Raw genomic sequence first — 21,123 nt, 5'->3', positions numbered from 1 at the left:
GCTCAGTAGCCCGGCAGCGGGGCGGCCTCGGTGTCCGCCTCGCCCAGATCCTTGGCGGCCTGCGCCTTCGCGGCGCGGGCGGCCCCGGCCAGCAGGCCGACGTCGTTCGGGCCGACGATGAAGCGGTAGCCCGCACTCCGCAGGTCGGAATAGCTGCGGCCGGGCCCGGCGACGCCGGTGATCGTTCCCAGAAGCAGCCCGCCCGCGAGCGCGGCGGTCTCCGCCTCGGCGATCCGGGCGCGCACCTCCGGGTGCTCGGTCTGCTCGAGCAGGTTCATCGAGGCGGCAAAATCGTTCGGGCCGACGAAGGCCATGTCGATGCCCTCGACCTTGGCGATCTCGGAGATCTCTCCCACGGTGTCCACGTGCTCGACCTGCACCATGAGCAGCAGCTCCTCATGCGCGGCGGCGGCATAGCCGGGCAGGTTGCCCCAGTTGGTGGCGCGCACAATGGGCGCGGCGTAGCCCCGCCGCCCGCGCGGCGCATAGAGGCAGTAGGAGGCGATCTCGCGCGCCAGCGCGGCGCTGTGCACCATCGGCACCATGATCGAGCGCGCGCCGCGGTCGAGCGCCCGCTTCAGCGTCGCCTCGGAGGCGTCGGGCACCCGGATCACCGCCTCGCCGCCCGCGCCCTCGACCGCGCGCAGCAGGTTCAGCCCCGCCTCGAGCCCGGCCGAGCCGTGCTCGCAGTCGATCACCAGCACGTCCCAGCCACTGTAGACCAGCAGCTCGGCCACCTCGGGCGAGCCCAGCTCGAACCAGGCGGCGGTGACCGTCTCCCCGGCCTTGAGCCGCGCCTTGAGCTTGTTTCTTCCGGTCATGAAATCCTCCACGTCTGTGCCCCGGTTCCGTTGCCGGGGCGGGCAGGGCCGAGTTGAATACCGGGCGCGACGCAAGGTCAATGGAAATGGTATACCAATTTCGCCGAAGCCTCTCGGCGGCGCTGGCCATGCCCGGGGCAGGGGCGTCGCGGGCACCGCGCCGCGCCCGACAAGGCAAGCGCGTCATGGGGTTGTCCACAGTTGCCTGCGCAGGGGGCGCCCTGTGGATGAATTCATGCACCCGTCACATTCCATATTGTCATTGGGGTCGCGATGCCCCTATGCTACCTGCAGGCACGTGCGTTCACGCCGACGATGCGCGTCGCGTTGCCAAAGAGTTTCGCTGCTTCTGAGCCGTCCGCAAACGGACCTCGGGCAGACCGATCAGGCCGCAAGGCCAAGCACATTGCCCGGACCGCCCAAGGCGACGGGCCGCAACAAGGCACCGTGGGGCATCCTGCCGCGAAGGTGTCGGAGAAGAACCGCGATGAAGCGCGCGACGCAAGTGAGGCACCCGGGCGAAGACAGATTGTCTTCCCGTGCCTGCGCGCCGCTCAACGCCCAGACAAGCCACGCCCCATCGCCCCGCAGCCCGGCTCCGCCCGGGCTCTTGGCGCATGTGCCGTGCATACGGAAAACATGGCAAAGAAAATGCTCATCGATGCCACCCACGCGGAAGAGACCCGCGTCGTGGTGGTGGACGGAAACAAGGTCGAGGAATTCGACTTTGAATCTGAAAACAAGCGCCAGCTAGCAGGCAACATCTACCTCGCGAAAGTCACGCGGGTCGAGCCCTCGCTGCAGGCGGCCTTCGTGGATTACGGCGGAAACCGTCACGGCTTCCTCGCCTTCTCGGAAATCCATCCCGACTATTACCAGATCCCCGTCGCCGACCGTCAGGCGCTGATGGAGGAAGAGGCCGCGCTCGCCGCCGAAGAGGACGAGGATGACCGCGAGAAGTCGCGCTCGAAATCCTCCCGCTCGCGCACCCGCCGCTCGCGCACCCGCAGCAAGGCCGAGAAGGCAGGCACCGACGACAAGCTGGTGACCGGCGAGGTCGTGGCCGAGGGCGACGTGTCCGAGAGCATCTCGGGCATGGAAACCATCGATCTCGGGGACGACGTCCTCGACGCGCGCGACGGCGAAGGCCTGTCGCCGATGGAAACCGTTGCCGAAACGCCCGTCGAGGAGCCCGCAGAGGGCACCGAGGCGCGCGCCCCCGAGGCCGACGATCACGACGATGACCACGAGCACGAGCTCGACGCGGTCAAGTCCGACGACAGCATCGAGTCGGTCGCCGACGACGACACCGAGGAAGACATCCGCCCGGCGCGCAAGCCGCGCGCGCGGAAGTACAAGATCCAGGAAGTCATCAAGGTCCGCCAGATCCTGCTCGTGCAGGTCGTCAAGGAAGAGCGTGGCAACAAGGGCGCCGCGCTGACCACCTATCTCTCGCTCGCCGGCCGCTACTGCGTGCTGATGCCGAACACCGCCCGTGGCGGCGGCATCTCGCGCAAGATCACCAATGCCGCCGACCGCTCGAAGCTGAAGGAAATCGCGCAGAGCATCGACGTGCCGAAGGGCGCGGGGCTGATCATCCGGACCGCGGGCGCCAAGCGCACCAAGACCGAGATCAAGCGCGACTACGAATACCTGCAGCGCCTCTGGGAGCAGATCCGCGAGCTGACGCTCAAGTCGGTCGCGCCCGCCAAGATCTACGAAGAGGGTGACCTCATCAAGCGCTCGATCCGCGACCTCTACAACCGCGAGATCGACGAGGTTCACGTGGAAGGCGAACGCGGCTACCGCAACGCCAAGGACTTCATGAAGATGATCATGCCGTCCCACGCGAAGAACGTGAAACACTACCTCGACCCGATGCCGCTCTTCGCGCGCTACCAGGTCGAGACCTACCTCGGCGGCATGTTCAACCCGACCGTGCAGCTGAAGTCCGGCGGTTACATCGTGATCGGCGTCACCGAGGCGCTGGTGGCGATCGACGTGAACTCGGGCCGGGCCACCAAGGAAGGCTCGATCGAGGAAACCGCGCTGAAGACCAACCTGGAGGCCGCCGAAGAAGTGGCCCGCCAGCTGCGTCTGCGCGACCTCGCCGGGCTCATCGTCATCGACTTCATCGACATGGAAGAGCGCAAGAACAACGCCGCCGTCGAGAAGAAGCTGAAGGACAAGCTCAAGACCGACCGCGCCCGCATCCAGGTCGGCCGCATCTCCGGCTTCGGCCTGCTCGAGATGTCGCGCCAGCGCCTGCGCCCGGGCATGATCGAGGCCACCACGCAGCCCTGCGCGGCCTGCCACGGCACCGGCCTCATCCGCTCGGATGACAACATGGCGCTGAACATCCTGCGCCAGATCGAGGAAGAGGGCGTGCGCCGCCGCTCGCGCGAGGTGCTGGTGAAGTGCCCCGTCGGCATCGCCAACTACCTGATGAACCAGAAGCGCGAGCACGTCGCCCAGATCGAGGCGCGCTACGGCATGGCCGTGCGCATCGAGGGCGACCTGCACCTCGTGAGCCCGGACTTCACCATGGAGAAGTTCAAGACCGCGACGCGCAACGTCCCCGAGGTCGTCACGCCCGTGGTCTCGGCCACGGCCTCGCTGATGGACCAGGTCGACGAGGATTACCCCGGCGAGGAAGAGGACGAGGAAGAGCTGATCGAGGCGGAGGCCGAAGCCGAAGCCGAAGCCAAGGCAGGCTCCGAGGCCGAGGCCGGTTCCGGTGCGGTCGAGGTGGATGGCGAGGGCAAGCCCAAGAGGCGCCGCCGCCGTCGTCGCCGCTCGCGCTCGAAGAACCGCGATGGCCAGAACGGCGAGACCGGGGACGAGACTGGGGACGAGGCGGGCGAAGAATCCGGTGACGAAGCTGGCGACGACGCCGGCTACGAAGTCGAGGACGCGGACGCGGTGACCGAAGAGGCTCCGGTCGAGGCCGCGGAAGCGCCCGTCGAGGCCGCAGTCGAGGCTCCGGTCGAAGCCGAAGCCGAAGTCGCTCCCGAGGCGCCCGCCGCCGAGGAGGCCCCGGCCGAGAAGCCGAAGCGCGCCCGCCGCTCGCGCAGCCGCAAGAAGGCCGAGCCCGAGGCAACCGAGGAAGCTCCTGCGGAGCCGGTCGCCGAGTCCCAGCCCGAAGCGCCCGCCGAGGTTGCCGAAGCTCCGGTCGCCGAGCCGGTGATCGAGCCGGTGGTCGAAGAGGCCCCCGAGGCACCGGCGGTGGAAACGCCCGAAGCGGTTGCCGAGGCGCCGGTGGAAGCCCCGGTCGCGGCCGAGCCCGCCGCCGAGGAAGCCCCGGTTGAGCCCGAGCCCGAGCGCGTGCCGGAGCCCGTCGCCGCCGAGGCGGACGACGCCTCCAAGCCCAAGCGCCGCGGCTGGTGGAACCGCTGAGGCACCGCCCAAAAGGCACGTGCCACACGAGATGAGAGAAAGCCCCGGCCGCCGCGCCGGGGCGTTTTCCTTTTCTCCGAGCCGCGCAGATGCGGGCAGCGGCGTGGCGCGGACACATCATGTCAGCCGGGGAACGCAGACGTGAGAGCGCGGCGGGTGACGGAGGCGCCGCGATCGCCTATTCGAAAGGCATGTTCGGAATCGAGATCATCGACGCAAGCCTGCTCCCCGCCATGATCGTGGCGCTTTTCGGGGGCGTCATCTCGTTCCTCAGCCCCTGCGTGCTGCCGATCGTGCCGCCCTACCTCGCCTTCATGTCGGGGGTGTCGCTGCAGGAGATGCAGGCCGGCGGCAGCGCCCGCTGGCGCGCCTTCGTCGCGGCGCTGTTCTTCGTGCTGGGGCTCTCGACGGTGTTCATCCTGCTCGGCTTCACCGCCTCCTGGCTCGGCACCTTCTTCCTGCAGAACCAGATCCTGCTGGCGCGGATCTCGGGCGTGGTGGTGATCGTCTTCGGTCTGCATTTCCTGCACGTCTTCCGCATTCCCTTCCTCGACCGCGAAGCGCGGCTCGACGCGGGCGAGGCGGGGGGCTCGGCCTTCGGCGCCTACCTGCTGGGCCTCGCCTTCGCCTTCGGCTGGACGCCCTGCATCGGCCCGCAGCTCGGTGCGATCCTGTCGCTGGCGGCGACCGAGGCCTCGGTGGCGCGCGGCACGCTGCTGCTCGGCGTCTATGCGCTGGGGCTGGGGCTGCCCTTCCTGCTGGCGGCGGTGTTCCTCAGCCGCGCCATGGGGCTGATGAACCGGCTCAAGCGCCACATGAAGACCATCGAGCGGATCATGGGTCTTCTGCTCATCGTCGTCGGCTTCGCGCTGCTCACCGGCGCCTTCTCGGCCTTCTCCTTCTGGCTGCTGGAAACCTTCCCGGCGCTTGGCAGTCTCGGCTGAGCCTTTCATCTTTCCGCAAATACTCCCGCCGGAGGCGCTTTCGGCCCGCGCGGCATGAGTATTTGGAGAAAGATGAAAGCGCGCTGCCTTGCCGCTGCCTCACTCTTGCCCTTCACGCCTGCTAGGGGCATCGTCGCGGGCAGGGGAACGGGGGCCTTGGTATGAGTGACAGCGGAGCGGTGACGCGCAGGCGGGTGTTCTACATCCCCGGCTATGATCCCATTCATCCGCGCCGCTACCGCGAGCTCTACCGCAAGGAGGGCGCGGCGCAGGCGGCGATCTCGGGCTATGCGCTGGCGCTGAGCCCGAAGACCAGCAAGGGTCCCTACGGCTGGCACGTCGAGGCGGAGATGGACGGGGCGGAGGTCTCGGCCGATGTCGAGGTGCTGGTCTGGTCCGACATCGTGCGGACGAGCATGTCGAACTCGATCCCCGCGACCTACCTGCAACTCCTGCGCACGGCGTGGGAATACATCTCGACCGGAGCGCTCTTCCGGCTGATGAAGCTGCGCAAGGGGCCGGTGATCGCGGCGCTCTACCCGGTGGGCATGCTGCTTCTGCAACTGCTGCTGGCGCTGCTGGCGGGCTGGGCGCTCTACGCGCTGGCGGCGTTGACCGTGCCGTTGCTGGGGAGCGCGGCGCGGCTGTTGGGCGGCATCGGCGGGCTCGGGCTGGTCTGGGGGCTGCTGCGCTGGTTCCAGAAACAGGACGGCCGGGTTTTTGCCTATTACCTCATGCACGACTACGCCTATTCCGCCCGGCACCGGGGCGCCAACCCGCCCGAGCTCGAGGCGCGCATGGCCGAGTTCGGCGCGGCGATCGCAGCGGCGCTGACCGAAGAGGTGGACGAGGTTCTGGTGGTCGGGCACAGCTCGGGGGCGCATCTGGCCGTCTCGGTGCTTGCCGACCTCATCCGCGCGGGGCGAGTGCCGGCGGCGGGGCCGAGGCTCGGCTTCCTCAGCCTCGGGCAGGTGGTGCCGATGGTGTCCTTCCTGCGCGGCGCGTGGCGGTTGCGGGCGGATCTGGCTTACCTCTCGGCGCGGGACGAGCTCACCTGGGTCGATGTCACCGCGCCCGGCGACGGCTGCGCCTTCGCGCTCTGCGATCCGGTGGCGGTCTCGGGCGTCGCGCCCGAAGGCAAGCGCTGGCCGCTGGTCTTCTCGGCGCAGTTCACCCGCTCGCTCAGCCCGGCGCGCTGGAAGGCGCTGCGCTGGCGCTTCTTCCGGCTGCATTTCCAGTATCTCTGCGCCTTCGACGCGCCGTTGGACTATGACTATTTCCGCATCACCGCCGGGCCCTTGACGCTGGCGGCGCGCTACGCGCAGCGCCCGCCCTCGGCGAGCCGGCTCGAGGCACCGGTGAACCGCTTCACCTCGACGACGCCTGCTCCGGCTCGCGCCGCATGATCCCGCCGAAGCCCCCGTCGCGGCCCGACCGGGTCTCGCTGCTGCGCTACCTGCGGCTCTTCCGGGCGGACCTGCTGTCGGCGCAGCCGGCGCGGCTCTACCGGGCGTGGATGGCCGAATTCCGCACGCCCTTCTTCCGCTCCTTCCTCGTCAACCAGCCGGACCTCGTGAAGACCGTGCTGAAGGATCGGCCGATGGAGTTCCCGAAATCCGGGCGCATCGCCGAGGGGCTGAGGCCGCTGCTCGGCAACTCGGTCTTCCTGACCAATGGCGAGACCTGGCTGCGGCAGCGGCGGATCATCGACCCGGCCTTCGAGGGCGGGCGGCTGAAGGAGACCTATCCCGCCATGTGGGACGCCGCGCAGGCGGCGCTGGCGCGGCTGAAGGCCGAGGCCGGGCAGGCGGTGGAGATCGAGGCGCACACCAGCCACGCCGCCGCCGACGTGATCTTCCGCACGCTCTTCTCGCTGCCGATCGAGCACGAGGTTGCGCAGGCGGTCTTCGACGAGTTCCGCGCCTACCAGCGCACGCAGCCGATCCTCAACCTTGCCGCCTTCCTGCCGCTGCCGCGCTGGATGCCGCGCTTTCACCGGCGCGGCACCAGGGCGGCGGCGAAACGCATCCGCGCGCTCATCACCCGGCTGACCGCCGAGCGGCAGGCGGCGATCGCGGCGGGGCGGGCGCCGGATGATCTTGCCACCAAGATCATGACCACGCCCGACCCGCAGACCGGCGAGACCTTCTCGACCTCCGAGATGGTCGACCAGGTGGCGATCTTCTTCCTCGCCGGGCACGAGACCTCGGCCTCGGCGCTGGCCTGGGCGCTCTGGCTGGTGGCGGCGCATCCCGAGTGGCAGGAGCGGCTGGCGCAGGAGGCGCAGGTGCTCGGCGACGCGCCCGACTTCTCCGACATCGCCAGGCTGCGCCTCTCGCGCGACGTCTTCCGCGAGGCGCTGCGGCTCTACCCGCCGGTGCCGATGATGGTGCGTGAGGCAACCTGTCCCGTGCGTTTCCGCGAACGTGACGTGCCGAAGGGCGCGCAGGTGGTGCTGAGCCCCTGGCACCAGCACCGGCACGAACGGCTCTGGGACAATCCCGACGGCTTCGATCCGGCGCGCTGGGGCACCGAGAACGGCAGGGCCTGCGCGCGCGAGGCCTACATGCCCTTCTCGGCCGGGCCGCGCGTCTGTACCGGGGCGGGATTTGCCATGGTCGAGGGGGTGCTGCTGCTCTCGCTCATCCTGCGCGACCTGAGGCTGGACATCCTGCCCGACCGCATCCCCGAGCCGGTCGCCTTCCTCACCGTGAGGGCGCGCGACGGCATATGGCTGCGCATCTCCGCCCGCTAGCGCTAATGGTAGCGTTAAAGCTGCGCTTCGATCTACCCATCCGCATCCGCTTGGTCTAAGCCTTTGGCAAAGCGATTTTAACGATCTTGAAGAGGATCTTCCATGGCACAGGACAAGGCCGTTTTTGCAAAGCAAAAAGACCAGATGGCATCGGGCAAGGGCTTCATCGCCGCGCTCGACCAGTCCGGAGGCTCGACCCCGAAGGCGCTGCTCCAGTACGGCGTCGAGGAGAGCGAATACAACGGCGAAGCCGAAATGTACGGCGAGATCCACAAGATGCGCACCCGCATCATCACCGCGCCTGACTTCACCAACGACAAGGTGCTGGGCGCCATCCTCTTCGAGCGCACCATGCGCGGCGAGATCGAGGGCCTGCCGACGGCGCAGTACCTGTGGGAAAAGCGCGGCGTTGTGCCCTTCCTGAAGATCGACAAGGGCCTCGAGGACGAGGCCAACGGCGTGCAGCTGATGAAGCCGATGCCGGGCCTCGCCGAGTTCCTGAACGAGGCCGCGCAGGAGTTCGGCATCTTCGGCACCAAGGAACGCTCGGTGATCCACGAGGCGAATGCCGATGGGATCGAGGCCGTCGTGGCGCAGCAGTTCGAGATCGGCCGCATGGTCATCGCGGCGGGCATGGTGCCGATCCTGGAACCGGAAGTGAACATCCACTCCGCGACCAAGGAAGAGGCCGAGGCGATCCTCGAGGCGGCGCTCGCCAAGCACCTCGACACGCTGGCCGAGGGCGAGGACGTGATGATCAAGCTGACCATCCCCTCGGTTCCGGGCCTCTACGACGGTCTCGCCGATCACCCGCGCGTCGTGCGCGTCGTGGCGCTGTCGGGCGGCTACAGCACCGACGATGCCTGCGAACGCCTGTCGAAGAACACCAAGATGATCGCTTCCTTCAGCCGCGCGCTGGCCGAGGGCCTGTCGAAGAAGCAGTCGGACGGCGACTTCAACGCCGCGCTCGGCAGCAACATCGACAAGATCTACCAGGCCTCGCTCTGAGCCTGATCTGATCCCGTCCGGCCCCCGTGGCCCGACACGCCCGGCCTCATCGAGGCCGGGCGTTTTCCTTTCCGGCTGCGGACCTGCGGGCCCGCTCCATGGAACGCCGCGCGAGGGCGGGGCGTTGAGTCGCGCAAGGAAAAGGAGGGCCAACCATGGCGATTCTCACCAATGGAACCTGGGTTCTGGTCGCGGACGGCGAAAAAGCGCTGTTCCTGCGCAATGACGTCGACGCGCTTGACCCGGACCTGAACGTCGTGCGGATCGAGACGCAGGAAAACCCGCCGAACCGCGATCAGGCGGCCAATCGGCCGGGCAGAATGTCCGACGGCGTGTCCGGGCAGAAGTCGGCGCTCGACGACACCGACTGGCACCGGCTGGCCAAGGAACGCTTCGCCGACGAGCTTGCCGAGATCCTCTACAGGCAGGCCCACAAGGGCGCTTTCGAGCGGCTCGTGCTGGTCGCGCCGCCCGCCACGCTGGGCGAATTGCGCAGCAAGCTGCACAAGGAGGTGGCCGGCAAGGTGGTGGCGGAGCTCGACAAGACGCTGACCAACCACCCGCTCGACAAGATCGAGAAACTGCTGCGCGCAGAGTTCGCGCCGGCCTGAACATCGCTGGTCCATGGAACGCGAAACGCCGCCCGTCCGGGCGGCGTTTCCTTTTGTTTCAGCCTCTTGCGGGGTGAACCTGAGATACGTCCTCAGGCCAGTTCCCGCGCGAGGATCTCCATCACCCCCTCAGGGGTGTCGGCGCTGTGGATGAAGTCCAGCAGCGAGGCGTCGGCAAAGCCCTGCGCCACCACGTGACCCAGCAGCGCCTTCAGCGGTCCCCAGAACCCGTCGGTGTCAAGCAGCACGATCGGCTTGTCATGCAGCCCCAACTGGCGCCAAGTCAGCGCCTCGAAGAACTCGTCGAGGCTGCCCGCGCCGCCCGGCATCAGCACCACCGCGTCGGCGTTCATCAGCATGACCTTCTTGCGCTCGTGCATGGTCTCGGTGATCACGAACCGCGTGAGGTCGGTCTTGCCCACCTCGCGCGACAGAAGGTGCGTCGGGATCACCCCGAAGGTCTCGCCGCCGGCCTGCTGGGCGGCGCGCGCGACCTCTCCCATCAGCCCCACGTCGCCAGCGCCGTAGACAAGACGCCAACCTTGATGTGCAATGGAAGTGCCGAGCTTTGCGGCATCGGCAGCATAGCTGGATGCAGAGCCGTGGCGTGAGCCGCAATAAATGCAGACAGATTTGGCGGTCATGTGGATAATCCGAAAAAATGCTGTTTTGACCGGTGATAGCGGGATTGTTATAGGTTCTCAACCGCGCTCGTTGGGGACAGTTCGAGCGCCGTTCTGGGGATAAAAGAAGATGAATAACAAACTCTGGGTCTGGATCGGACTGGGTGGAGCAGCCGTGCTCGGCGCGCTCTACGTGAGCGGTGTGATCGGCCCGAAACCCGCCGAGCTGAGCCTGCCCGCGGTCACGCCCGTGACCACGACACCGGACGCCGCCGCAACCGCCAAGACCGAGCCCGCAAAGACCGACACCGGCGCGGCGCCCGCCGTAGCCGCGCAGGAGGCAACCGCCGCATCCGAAGCCGCGGGGACGGCCGGGGAAAGCGCGGCCGCGACGACCGAAGCCACCAGCGAGTCTTCCGGCGAAACCGCGGAGCCCGAGGTCGCCGGCGCGACCGGCACCACGGCCGAGACCGGGACCAAGGGCGAGATCGCCCTCGCGCTTCCCGCCGAGGGAGAGCCCGCGACCGAGACCGCAACCGCTCTTGCCGGGGCGACCACGGAGGCCCCCGCCGCGAAGACCGCGCCGCAGGCGGATTGGCCCGCCGCGCCGAGCTTCGATCTCGTCCGCGCCGAGCCCGGAGGGCTGATCACCGTCGCGGGCCGGGCCGAGCCCGGCAGCGATGTCGTGCTGCTGCTCGACGGCCGCGAGGAACTGACCAGCCCCGTGGGCACCGACGGGCGCTTCGCCGCCTTCTTCGATCTGCCCCGCTCCGACGCGCCGCAGGTGCTGCGCCTGCGGATGCTCTGGCAGGGCAGGCAGATCGAGTCCGAGCAGGAGGTCATCCTCACCCCGCCCGAGCCGCCGCTGGTGGCAGAAGAGGGCGAGGGCACCCCGGAAGAAGGCACCGAGATTGCCGCCGCGGGCACCGCGGCCGGGGCCGCGCCCGAGCAGGCCGCGCCGACCGTGCTGCTGTCGGATGCGGAAGGGGTCGAGGTCATGCAGAGCGCCGAGTCCGTCGCGCCGGGCGGCGTCGCCATCGAGGCGATCACCTATGATGCGGCGGGCGGGGTGGAACTCTCGGGCCGCGGCAGCGGCGAGGCCTTCCTGCGAGTCTACCTCGACAACAGCGAGGTCACCACGCTGCAGGTCGCTGCCAACGGCCGCTGGCAGGTGGCGCTGCCGGGCATCGCGGCGGGCACCTACACGCTGCGCGTCGACCAGCTCGACGGCAAGGGCGAGGTGACGGCCCGGGCCGAGAGCCCGTTCCGCCGCGAGGCGCCCGAGACGCTGGCCGCCGCCACCGCCGACCTGCCGAGCGCCGAGTCGGTCACCGCGGTGACCGTGCAGCCGGGCAACACGCTCTGGGCCATTGCGCGCGACCGCTACGGCGACGGCATGGCCTATGTCCGCGTCTTCGAGGCGAACAAGACGCAGATCCGCGACCCCGACCTGATCTACCCGGGGCAGGTCTTCGCCTTCCCCGACTGACCGCGACCCGGCGGCGCCCCGCCCGGCGGGGCGCCTCTCGGCGCGATCAGTCCGGACCCCCGCAACCCGCCGCGGATGCAGGCCGCACAGGGGCCTGTGCGTTTCGGTCCTCTGGCCTTCGCGAGCCCGGCAGGATAAGGGCATGACCCGCCAAGCCAAGAGAGCCGAGCCATGCCTCCCGAGACCCAAGATCCCACCATCGAAGACGCCGAGCGCCGCTCGGGCCTGCGCACCATCCGCCGCGTCGCCCCCTATCTCTGGCCCGACGCCGAGCCCTGGGTGAAGCACCGGGTGGTCATCGCGCTGCTGCTGCTGCTGGCCGCCAAGCTCATCGCCGTGGGCACGCCGCTGCTCTACAAGCAGGCGGTGGACAGCCTCGGGGGCGAGGCCTCGCCGATGCTCCTTGGCGCGGTCGGCCTGACGCTGGCCTATGGCATGGCGCGCATCCTCAACGCCGCCTTCCAGCAGCTGCGCGACGGCATCTTCGCCAAGGTCGGCCAGCACGCGCTGCGCAAGCTGGCGCTGGAGACCTTCACCCACATCCACAAGCTCTCGCTGCGCTACCACATCACGCGCAAGACCGGCGGGCTCAGCCGGATCATCGAGCGCGGGGTGAAGGGCGTCGACTTCCTGTTGCGCTTCCTGCTCTTCTCGGTCGGCCCGCTGGTGCTCGAGCTGCTGCTCGTCGGCATCGTGCTCTTCTGGCTCTTCGATATCTGGTATCTCGCAGTGGTGGCGGTGACCATCGCGCTCTACGTCTGGTTCACCTTCGCGGTGACCGAATGGCGCGTGCGCCTGCGCCGCAGGATGAACGCGCAGGACACCGACGCCAACCAGAAGGCCATCGACAGCCTGCTGAACTTCGAGACGGTGAAGTATTTCAACGCCGAGGGCCGCGAGGCGGCGCGCTACGACCATGCGATGGAAGGCTACGAGGAGGCGGCGGTGAAGACCGCGACCTCGCTGGCCATGCTGAACTTCGGGCAGGCGCTGATCATCAACCTCGGGCTGGTGGCGGTCATGGTGATGGCGGCGATGGGCGTGCAGAAGGGCAGCCTGACCGTGGGCGATTTCGTCATGGTCAACGCCTACATGATCCAGATCACCATGCCGCTGAACTTCCTCGGCACGGTCTACCGCGAGATCCGCCAAAGCCTCGTCGACATGGGGCAGATGTTCGACCTGCTGGACCAGCCCGCCGAGGTCTCGGACAAGCCCGGTGCCCCGGCGCTGCGGGTCGGCGGCGGCGCGGTGCAATTCGACGGCGTGCGCTTCGGCTACGACCGCGAGCGGGAAATCCTCAAGGGCATCTCGCTGACCGTCGGCGCGGGCGAGAGCGTGGCGCTGGTCGGGCCCTCGGGCTCGGGCAAGTCCACCATCGGGCGGCTGCTCTTCCGCTTCTACGACGTCTCGGGCGGGGCGATCCGCATCGACGGGCAGGACCTGCGCGACGTGACGCAGGAAAGCCTGCACGGCGCGATCGGCGTGGTGCCGCAGGACACGGTGCTGTTCAACGACACGATCCGCTACAACATCGCCTACGGCAAGGACGATGCCACCGAGGCCGAGGTCATCGCCGCCGCAAGGGCCGCGCAGATCCACGACTTCATCACCTCGCTGCCCGAGGGCTACGAGACCACCGTGGGCGAGCGCGGGCTGAAGCTGTCGGGCGGCGAGAAGCAGCGCGTCGGCATCGCGCGCACGCTGCTCAAGGATCCGCCGATCCTGCTGCTCGACGAGGCGACCTCGGCGCTCGACACCGAGACCGAGGCCTCGATCCAGTCGGCGCTGCGCCGCGCGGGCGAGGGGCGCACCGTGCTGACCATCGCGCACCGGCTCTCGACCATCGCCGACGCCGACCGCATCGTCGTGCTCGAGAAGGGCGAGGTGGTCGAGGTTGGCACCCACGAGGCGCTGCTGGCGCGGGCCGGGCGCTACGCCCAGCTCTGGGCACTCCAGCAGGCCGAGGAGCGCGCTGCCTGAGCCGCTGGATTTGAGTATTTAAGGAAAGATGAAAACAGGGGCGTGCGCGGGGAGCGGGCGCCCCTTTTTCGCGTCGCGGCGGTCGGGCCGCGGCCCCCGGGCGGTTGCGGGCTTGGCCGGGGCGCTGTCCGGGGCCTAGGCTGGGGGCAGGCGGGGCGGCGTTTCGGCCCACCGGGTGACGACTATCGGCACGGCAAATAGTCTGTCGTGGATTTTGGTTAGTTTATATGACCACGCGTGTTGCCTATCGGAAACTTGTTTCCTAAACGTGACGTGACGACGATTCCGAAGGAGATGTCCCATGAACGCACGCATTGACCGCCACGGCCTGCAGATCGACCCGGTTCTCTTCCAGTTCGTGGAGGAAAAGGCCCTTCCGGGCAGCGGCGTGGAGGCGGATGCGTTCTGGGCGGCGCTGTCGGAACTGGCGCATGACTTCGGCCCGCGCAACGCGGCGCTGCTGGCCAAGCGCGACGATCTGCAGGCACAGCTCGACGCCTGGCACAAGGCCAACCCCGGCCAGCCGGACATGGTGGCGTATACCGAATTCCTCGAGGAGATCGGCTACCTGCTGCCCGAGGGCCCGGACTTCGACATCGAGACCGAGAACACCGACCCCGAGTTCGCTTCGATCCCGGGCCCGCAGCTGGTCGTGCCGATCACCAACGCCCGCTACGCGCTGAACGCCGCCAACGCCCGCTGGGGCTCGCTCTACGATGCCTTCTACGGCACCGACGCGATGGGCTCGACCCCGCCGAAGGGCGCCTTCGACGCCGCGCGCGGCAAGGAGGTGGTGGCGGCCGCCAAGGCCTTCCTCGACGAGAATTTCCCGGTCGCGGGCGGCAGCCATGCCGGGGCGGCGGGCTATTCGGTCGAGGGCGGCGCGCTGCTGGTCGGCGGCAAGCCCCTCGCCAGGCCGGAGCAGTTCGTCGGGTACCGGGGTGATGCCGCCGCGCCCGAGGCGGTGCTGCTGGTGAACAACGCGCTGCACGTCGAGCTGGTCATCGACCGCAGCCATTTCATCGGCAAGGACGATGCCTCGGGCCTCGCGGACGTGCTGATGGAATCCGCCATCTCGGCGATCATGGACTGCGAGGACTCGGTCGCCTGCGTCGACGGCGAGGACAAGGCGCTGGCCTATTCCAACTGGCTCGGCCTGATGAAGGGCGACCTTGCCGACACGTTCGAGAAGGGCGGCAAGCAGGTCACCCGGACGCTCGCCGCGGACCGGACCTACACCGCGCCCGACGGATCGGAGCTGGTTCTGAAGGGCCGCGCGCTCATGCTGGTGCGCAACGTCGGCCACCTGATGACCAACCCGGCGATCCTGCTGAAGGACGGCTCGGAGATCTTCGAAGGGCTGATGGACGCGATGGTCACCACGCTCATCGCCAGGCACGACCTTGCCAAGACGGGCGGGCCGCGCAACTCGACCCAAGGCTCGGTCTACGTGGTGAAGCCGAAGATGCACGGGCCGGAAGAAGTGGCTTTCGCGAACGAGGTCTTCAGCTTCGTCGAGAGCGCGCTCGGCCTGCCGCAATACACCGTCAAGCTCGGCATCATGGACGAGGAGCGCCGCACTTCGGCCAACCTCAAGGAATGCATCCGCGCCGCGAAGAACCGCGTCGCCTTCATCAACACCGGCTTCCTCGACCGCACCGGCGACGAGATGCACACGGCGATGGAAGCGGGGCCGATGCTGCGCAAGGGCGACATCAAGGGCACGAAGTGGATCGCCTCCTACGAGGACCGCAACGTCGACATCGGCCTCGCCTGCGGGCTGCGCGGCAAGGCGCAGATCGGCAAGGGCATGTGGGCCATGCCCGACCTGATGGCGGCGATGCTCGAGGCGAAGATCGGCCATCCGAAGGCCGGGGCCAACTGCGCCTGGGTGCCGTCGCCCACCGCCGCGACGCTGCACGCGCTGCATTACCACAAGGTCGACGTGCTCGCCCGCCAGGCCGAGATCGCCGCGGGCGGTCCGCGCGGGACTCTGGAAGACCTGCTGACCATCCCGGTCGCCGCCGGGGCCAACTGGTCGGAAGACGAGATCCGCGAGGAGATCGAGAACAACGCGCAGGGCATCCTCGGCTACGTGGTGCGCTGGGTCGACCAGGGCGTCGGCTGCTCGAAGGTGCCGGACATCCACGATGTCGGCCTGATGGAGGACCGCGCGACCTGCCGCATCTCCTCGCAGCACCTTGCCAACTGGCTGCACCACGGGGTGGTCTCCGAAGGCGAAGTTCGCGGCGTGATGGAGAAGATGGCCGCCGTGGTCGATCGCCAGAACGCCGGGGATGCCGCCTACATCCCGATGGCGCCGGGCTTCGACAGCGTGGCCTACAGGGCCGCCTGCGATCTGGTGTTCGAGGGCCGGGTGCAGCCCTCGGGCTATACCGAGCCGGTGCTGCACAAGCGGCGGCTGGAGCTGAAGGCGGGCTGATCGGGCTTGTGGGAGGCAGGCGCGGGGTGATCCGCGCCGGAGCGAGGGGGCTGTCTGCCCCCTCGCGCTCCCCCGAGGATATTTGAGACATATGGAAGGGGCGGGCGCGGCGCGTCTGTCCGTGATGAGGGAGAAGGATCATGGCGGGAATTTCGCTGAGCCGCGCGCGGACCATCATCCGCAAGGCGCTGGAGGCCGGCAAGGCGGCGGGCATGGCGCCGCTGTCGGTGGTGGTGCTGGACGAGGGCGGCCACGTGCAGGCCTTCGAGCGGCAGGACGGCGCCTCGCCGGGGCGGTTCGAGATCGCCTTCGGCAAAGCCTACGGCGCGGTCATGCTGGGCATGCCCGGCTCTGCACAGATGGCGCGCGCTGAGGCACAGGCCTATTTCATCGCCGCCGCCAACGGCGCCTTCGGCGGCAAGCTGATCCCCGTGCCGGGTGGCGTTTTGGTCAAGGATTCCAAGGGCCGGACGCTGGGCGCGGTGGGGGTGACCGGGGATTCCTCGGACAATGACGCGGCTGCCGCAAAAGCGGGCATCGAGGCGGTGGGGCTGACCGCACTCATCTGAGCCACCTTTCTAACTGCCTCTCCGTGCCTTATGTTTGACCTAAACAGGCAAGGAGAGGCATGCAAATGACCCGTCCCGTCGTCGGCATCATCGGAAACCAGCACCTGATCAACGAGACCTACCCCGCCCACGCGGGCGGGGTGATGAACACCGAGGCCGTGTCCTGCGTCGCGGGCTGCCTGCCGCTGCTGATCGCGGCGGACCCGCGCTTCGTCTCGGTCGAGGAACTGATGGAGACCTGCGACGGCTTCCTGCTCACCGGCGGGCGGCCGAACGTGCACCCCGAGGAATACGGCGAAGAGGCGACCGAGGCGCATGGTGCCTTCGACCGCGCCCGCGATGCTATCGTGCTGCCGCTGGTGCGCGCCTGCGTCGAGCGCGGCCAGCCCTTCCTCGGCATCTGTCGCGGCTTCCAGGAGGTCAACGTCGCCATGGGCGGCACGCTCTACCCCGAGATCCGCGACCTGCCGGGACGGATGAACCACCGCATGCCGCCCGACGGCACGCTCGAGGAGAAGTTCGCGCTGCGCCACAAGGTGACGCTGACGCCGGGCGGGCGGTTCCACCACCTTTTCGGCGCCACCGAGGTGATGACCAACACGCTGCACGGGCAGGGCATCAACCGCCCCGGCGCGCGGATCGAGATCGAGGGGCTCGCCCCCGACGGCACGCCCGAGGCGCTCTACGTCCGAGGCGCGCCGGGCTTCACCCTGGCGGTGCAGTGGCACCCCGAGTGGGATGCCGCCAATGATCCGGTCTCGCGCCCGCTCTTCACCGCCTTCGGCGACGCGGTGCGGGCCTGGGCGGGCAGGGCCGAGGGGCAGGAGGCCCCCCGGGTCAAGTCCGCCTGATCACGTGACGCGCCTGCGCTGCTGGTACTTCGGCTGGTCCCAGAGCGCGCCGCGCAGGATGCGGGCGAGGATCTCGACCGCCTCGCGCACCTCGTCCTCGCCGATGTAGAGCGGGGAGATGCCGAAGCGCATGATGTCGGGCGCGCGGAAATCGCCGATCACGCCCTGGTCGATCAGCGCCTGCATCGCGGCATAGCCATGTTCGAAGCGGAAGCTGACCTGGCTGCCGCGCTGCTCGTTCTCGCGCGGGGTGGCAAGCTTGAGCCCCGGGCAATGGGTCTCGACCTCCTCGATCATCAGCCCGGTCAGCGCCAGCGAGCGCTTGCGCACATCCTCCATGTCCACCTTGTCCCAGACGTCGAGCGCGGCGTCGAGCGCCGCCATCTGGATCACCGGCGGGGTGCCGACGCGCATCCGCTCGATCCCCGGCGCGGGGCGGTAGCTGCGCTCGAAGGCGAAGGGCGTGTCATGGCCGAGCCAGCCCGAGAGCGCGGGCTCGGCATGGGCGGCGTGGCGGGGCGCCACGTAGATGAAGGCCGGGGCGCCGGGGCCGGCGTTGAGGTACTTGTAGGTGCAGCCGACGGCGAAATCGGCCTTGCCGCCCGCCACGTCGACCGGCAGCGCGCCCGCCGAATGCGCCAGATCCCAGATCGCCAGCGCGCCCATCTCGTGCGCCTTGGCGGTCAGCGCCGCGACGTCGTGGCGGCGGCCGGTGCGGTAGTCGACCTCGGTCACCAAGAGCACGGCGACCTCCTCGGTGATCTCCTCCTCGAGTCGGTGCGGCTCGGCGAGGCGCAGCTCGTAGTCGTCCCCGAGCAGTTCGATCAGCCCCTCGGCCATGTAGAGGTCGGACGGGAAGTTGCCGGTGTCCGACAGGATCACCTTGCGCCCGGGGTTCAGCGCCACGGCGGCGGCCAGCGCCTGGAAGACCTTGATCGAGAGCGTGTCGCCGACCACCGTGTGGCCCTTCTCGGCACCGATCAGGCGGCCGATGCGGTCGCCGAGCCGGGTCGGCATCTCCATCCAGTTGCAGGCGTTCCAGCCGGTGACGAGGTGATCGCCCCATTCCTCGGTCAGCATCTTCTGGATGCGCGCGGGGGTCGCCTTGGGCAGCGGGCCCAGCGAGTTGCCGTCGAGATAGAGCATCCCGAGCGGGATGTGGAACTGCTCCTTGGTCCAGTCGAAGATGGAGCCTGTGGGGGTGGTCAAGTCATGCCTCCTGCGATGCGGGGCCGGTCTCCGGCGCGGGCCGGGGTGCCGGTCGCCGCCCGGGTCCTCCAGCGGCCCCCGTGTGTCGGCGGGGAAAGTGGCGGGGATTTGCGGAGGAGGCAAGATCGGGCTGCGGCATATCGCCCGCGCGACGTCGCGGCAACGCCGCGCTAGACATCGAAAAGCCCTATCGGCACCGTGAGTTGGACCTGCGGGTTGGTCCGGTCCAGGCAAAGGAGGTGAGGCGCGATGCAAGGAAAATTCGATCTGCCTCCCGTCTGGCTGCTGGCCTGCCTCTGCCTCGCCCGCGCGCAGAAGGCCTCGCTGCCGCTGGGGCTGGGTTTCGGCCCGGTCTGGGCGGACCTGCTGGGCGGGCTGCTGGTGGGCGGCGGCGTGCTGATCGCGGCGCTGGCGCTGCTCGAGATGCGGCGCGCGCGCACCACCTTCATGCCCCATGCCGAGCCGGACCGGCTGGTGACCTCGGGCGTGTTCCGCCTGTCGCGCAATCCCATCTACCTGGGAGACGTGATGATTCTTGCAGGATTCATCTTCTACTGGGATGCGGTGCTGTCGCTTGTCCTGCTGCCGATCTTCGTCTGGCTGCTGGAAAAGCGCTTCATCGAGCCCGAAGAGGCGCGTTTGAGACGAAAGTTTGTTGCGGCATTCCGCAACTATGAGACACAAACTAGAAGGTGGCTTTGATTTTTCTTCGCCATGTGTTTAACCGGGTCGTTCCGGTTGTGAGCATGGCACCGCACGGGTAGACCATACGTCAACCGGACACCAACACGAGACCATGAAGGGTCGGAGACTCGGCCTAAAAGGGGGACGAATTACGTGAAGATCGGAACGCCGACAGAGATTTTCGAGGGAGAGGCGCGCGTCGCCATGACCCCGGACTCGGCGCTGCAACTGCAGAAGCTGGGATATGATTGCCTGATCCAGTCAGGCGCCGGCGCGAAGGCAGGCTTTGCCGACGCGGCCTACGAGGCCGCTGGCGTGACCGTGGTGGCGGATGCCGGGGCGCTCTGGGCGCAGTCGGACATCGTTGCCAAGGTGCGCCCGCCGAGCGAAGAGGAAGTGGCGTACCTCACGCCCGAGAAACTGCTGATCTCCTTCTTCTACCCGGTCGCCAACGAGGCGCTGATGAAGCAGGCCGCCGATATCGGCGCCAGCGTGATCGCGATGGACATGGTGCCGCGGATCTCCCGCGCGCAGAAGATGGACGCGCTGTCCTCCATGGCCAACATCGCCGGGTACCGCGCGGTGATCGAGGCGGGCAACAACTTCGGCCGCTTCTTCACCGGCCAGGTGACCGCCGCCGGCAAGGTGCCGCCCGCCAAGGTGCTGATCGTCGGCGCCGGCGTCGCGGGTCTTGCGGCCATCGGCACCTCGACCTCTCTGGGCGCGATCACCTATGCCTTCGACGTGCGCCCGGAAGTGGCCGAGCAAGTCGAATCCATGGGCGCGGAATTCGTCTACCTCGACTTCGAGGAAGAGCAGGCCGACGGCGCATCGTCGGGCGGCTACGCCTCGGTCTCCAGCCCCGAGTTCCGCGAGGCCCAGCTTGCCAAGTTCCGTGAACTTGCGCCGCAGATGGACATCGTCATCACCACCGCCCTCATTCCGAACCGGGAAGCCCCCGAGCTCTGGACCGAGGACATGGTCAAGGCGATGAAACCCGGCTCGGTGATCGTCGACCTCGCGGCAGAGCGCGGCGGCAACTGCAAGCTGACGGTGATGGACCAGAAGATCGTCACCGACAACGGCGTGACCATCATCGGCTACACCGACTTCCCGAGCCGCATGGCGACGCAGAGCTCGACGCTCTACGCCACCAACATCCGGCACATGATGGCGGACCTGACCCCCGGCAAGGACGGCACGGTCAACCACAACATGGAAGACGACGTGATCCGCGGCGCGACCATCGCGCATGGCAAGGCCGTCACCTTCCCGCCGCCGCCGCCGAAGACCAAGGCGATCGCCGCGCAGAAGCCGAAGGAGAAGCTGCCCGAGCTGACGCCGGAACAGAAGCGCGCGCAGGAAGTCGCCGCCTTCAAGGCCCAGACGAAGAGCCAGGTCACCCTGCTCACCGTCGGCGCGGTGCTGCTGCTCGGCGTGGGCCTCGTTGCGCCCGCCAGCTTCATGCAGCACTTCATCGTCTTCGTGCTCTCGGTCTTCGTCGGCTTCCAGGTGATCTGGAACGTCTCGCATTCGCTGCACACCCCGCTGATGGCCGTCACCAACGCCATCTCCTCGATCATCATCCTTGGCGCGCTGATGCAGATCGGCTCGGGCAACTGGCTGGTGATCATCCTTGCCGCGCTCTCGGTCTTCATGGCCGGGATCAACATCTTCGGTGGCTTCCTCGTGACACGGCGCATGCTCGCCATGTTCCAGAAATCGTAAGGAGAGGTG

At 68.3% G+C, this 21,123-nt stretch carries 16 protein-coding genes; 13 read left to right on the top strand and 3 right to left on the bottom strand.

What is annotated here, in order from left to right; translation table 11 throughout:
• Positions 1 to 2: 2 nt before the first annotated feature.
• Positions 3 to 821, bottom strand: a complete 819-nt coding sequence (locus tag PVT71_RS14155; protein ID WP_353472429.1) for an aldolase/citrate lyase family protein — start codon at positions 819 to 821, stop codon at positions 3 to 5.
• 639 nt (positions 822 to 1,460) lie between these two features.
• Here PVT71_RS14155 and PVT71_RS14150 point away from each other — a divergent pair.
• The 6 genes from PVT71_RS14150 to PVT71_RS14125 all read left to right on the top strand — a co-directional run bounded on the left by PVT71_RS14150 (position 1,461) and on the right by PVT71_RS14125 (position 9,535).
• The gene (locus PVT71_RS14150; protein WP_353472428.1) at positions 1,461 to 4,217 is read left to right on the top strand and encodes an Rne/Rng family ribonuclease; all 2,757 of its coding nucleotides are present in this window, start codon (positions 1,461 to 1,463) and stop codon (positions 4,215 to 4,217) included.
• A gap of 191 nt (positions 4,218 to 4,408) precedes the next feature.
• Positions 4,409 to 5,161, top strand: coding sequence for a cytochrome c biogenesis protein CcdA (locus PVT71_RS14145; protein ID WP_353473889.1), 753 nt, complete (start codon positions 4,409 to 4,411; stop codon positions 5,159 to 5,161).
• Positions 5,162 to 5,322: 161 nt separating this feature from the next.
• On the top strand, positions 5,323 to 6,567 hold the full coding sequence (locus PVT71_RS14140) for a hypothetical protein (protein ID WP_353472427.1): 1,245 nt from the start codon (positions 5,323 to 5,325) through the stop codon (positions 6,565 to 6,567).
• Positions 6,564 to 7,916: a cytochrome P450 gene (locus tag PVT71_RS14135; protein WP_353472426.1), complete on the top strand. Its 1,353-nt coding sequence runs from the start codon at positions 6,564 to 6,566 to the stop codon at positions 7,914 to 7,916. Before PVT71_RS14140 ends, PVT71_RS14135 begins: the two co-directional genes overlap by 4 nt.
• 102 nt (positions 7,917 to 8,018) lie before the next feature.
• Positions 8,019 to 8,924, top strand: a complete 906-nt coding sequence (locus PVT71_RS14130; protein WP_353472425.1) for a fructose bisphosphate aldolase — start codon at positions 8,019 to 8,021, stop codon at positions 8,922 to 8,924.
• Positions 8,925 to 9,079: 155 nt separating this feature from the next.
• Complete coding sequence (locus tag PVT71_RS14125; protein WP_353472424.1) at positions 9,080 to 9,535, top strand: host attachment family protein; 456 nt, start codon at positions 9,080 to 9,082, stop codon at positions 9,533 to 9,535.
• Between the two features lie 92 nt (positions 9,536 to 9,627).
• Here the strand turns inward: PVT71_RS14125 and PVT71_RS14120 are convergent, their stop codons facing one another.
• Positions 9,628 to 10,179: a TIGR00730 family Rossman fold protein gene (locus tag PVT71_RS14120; protein ID WP_353472422.1), complete on the bottom strand. Its 552-nt coding sequence runs from the start codon at positions 10,177 to 10,179 to the stop codon at positions 9,628 to 9,630.
• A 109-nt stretch (positions 10,180 to 10,288) separates the two neighbouring features.
• Here PVT71_RS14120 and PVT71_RS14115 point away from each other — a divergent pair, with 109 nt between their 5' ends.
• The 5 genes from PVT71_RS14115 (at position 10,289) to PVT71_RS14095 (ending at position 17,493) form a co-directional block, all read left to right on the top strand.
• On the top strand, positions 10,289 to 11,647 hold the full coding sequence (locus PVT71_RS14115) for a LysM peptidoglycan-binding domain-containing protein (RefSeq protein WP_353472421.1): 1,359 nt from the start codon (positions 10,289 to 10,291) through the stop codon (positions 11,645 to 11,647).
• Between the two features lie 171 nt (positions 11,648 to 11,818).
• Positions 11,819 to 13,630 (top strand): ABC transporter ATP-binding protein/permease, encoded by a 1,812-nt coding sequence (locus PVT71_RS14110; protein WP_353472420.1) that lies wholly within the window; start codon positions 11,819 to 11,821, stop codon positions 13,628 to 13,630.
• A gap of 301 nt (positions 13,631 to 13,931) precedes the next feature.
• Complete coding sequence (locus PVT71_RS14105; protein ID WP_353472419.1) at positions 13,932 to 16,073, top strand: malate synthase G; 2,142 nt, start codon at positions 13,932 to 13,934, stop codon at positions 16,071 to 16,073.
• 140 nt (positions 16,074 to 16,213) lie between these two features.
• Entirely contained in the window at positions 16,214 to 16,642 is a 429-nt protein-coding gene (locus tag PVT71_RS14100; RefSeq protein WP_353472418.1) for a heme-binding protein, read from the top strand.
• A gap of 65 nt (positions 16,643 to 16,707) precedes the next feature.
• Positions 16,708 to 17,493 (top strand): gamma-glutamyl-gamma-aminobutyrate hydrolase family protein, encoded by a 786-nt coding sequence (locus PVT71_RS14095; RefSeq protein WP_353472417.1) that lies wholly within the window; start codon positions 16,708 to 16,710, stop codon positions 17,491 to 17,493.
• Here the strand turns inward: PVT71_RS14095 and kynU are convergent, their stop codons facing one another.
• Complete coding sequence (gene kynU / locus PVT71_RS14090; protein ID WP_353473888.1) at positions 17,494 to 18,639, bottom strand: kynureninase; 1,146 nt, start codon at positions 18,637 to 18,639, stop codon at positions 17,494 to 17,496.
• A gap of 312 nt (positions 18,640 to 18,951) precedes the next feature.
• Between kynU and PVT71_RS14085 the strand changes: the two genes are divergently transcribed.
• Positions 18,952 to 19,404, top strand: a complete 453-nt coding sequence (locus PVT71_RS14085) for an isoprenylcysteine carboxylmethyltransferase family protein (RefSeq protein WP_353472416.1) — start codon at positions 18,952 to 18,954, stop codon at positions 19,402 to 19,404.
• A 135-nt stretch (positions 19,405 to 19,539) separates the two neighbouring features.
• Positions 19,540 to 21,114, top strand: coding sequence for a Re/Si-specific NAD(P)(+) transhydrogenase subunit alpha (locus PVT71_RS14080; protein WP_353472415.1), 1,575 nt, complete (start codon positions 19,540 to 19,542; stop codon positions 21,112 to 21,114).
• Positions 21,115 to 21,123 lie beyond the last annotated feature (9 nt).

Origin of the sequence: Salipiger sp. H15 (assembly GCF_040409955.1) — a bacterium.
Taxonomy (GTDB): Bacteria; Pseudomonadota; Alphaproteobacteria; order Rhodobacterales; family Rhodobacteraceae; genus Salipiger.
Note: the sequence above shows the minus strand (reverse complement) of the source record. Positions and strands in the feature narration are given on the sequence as shown.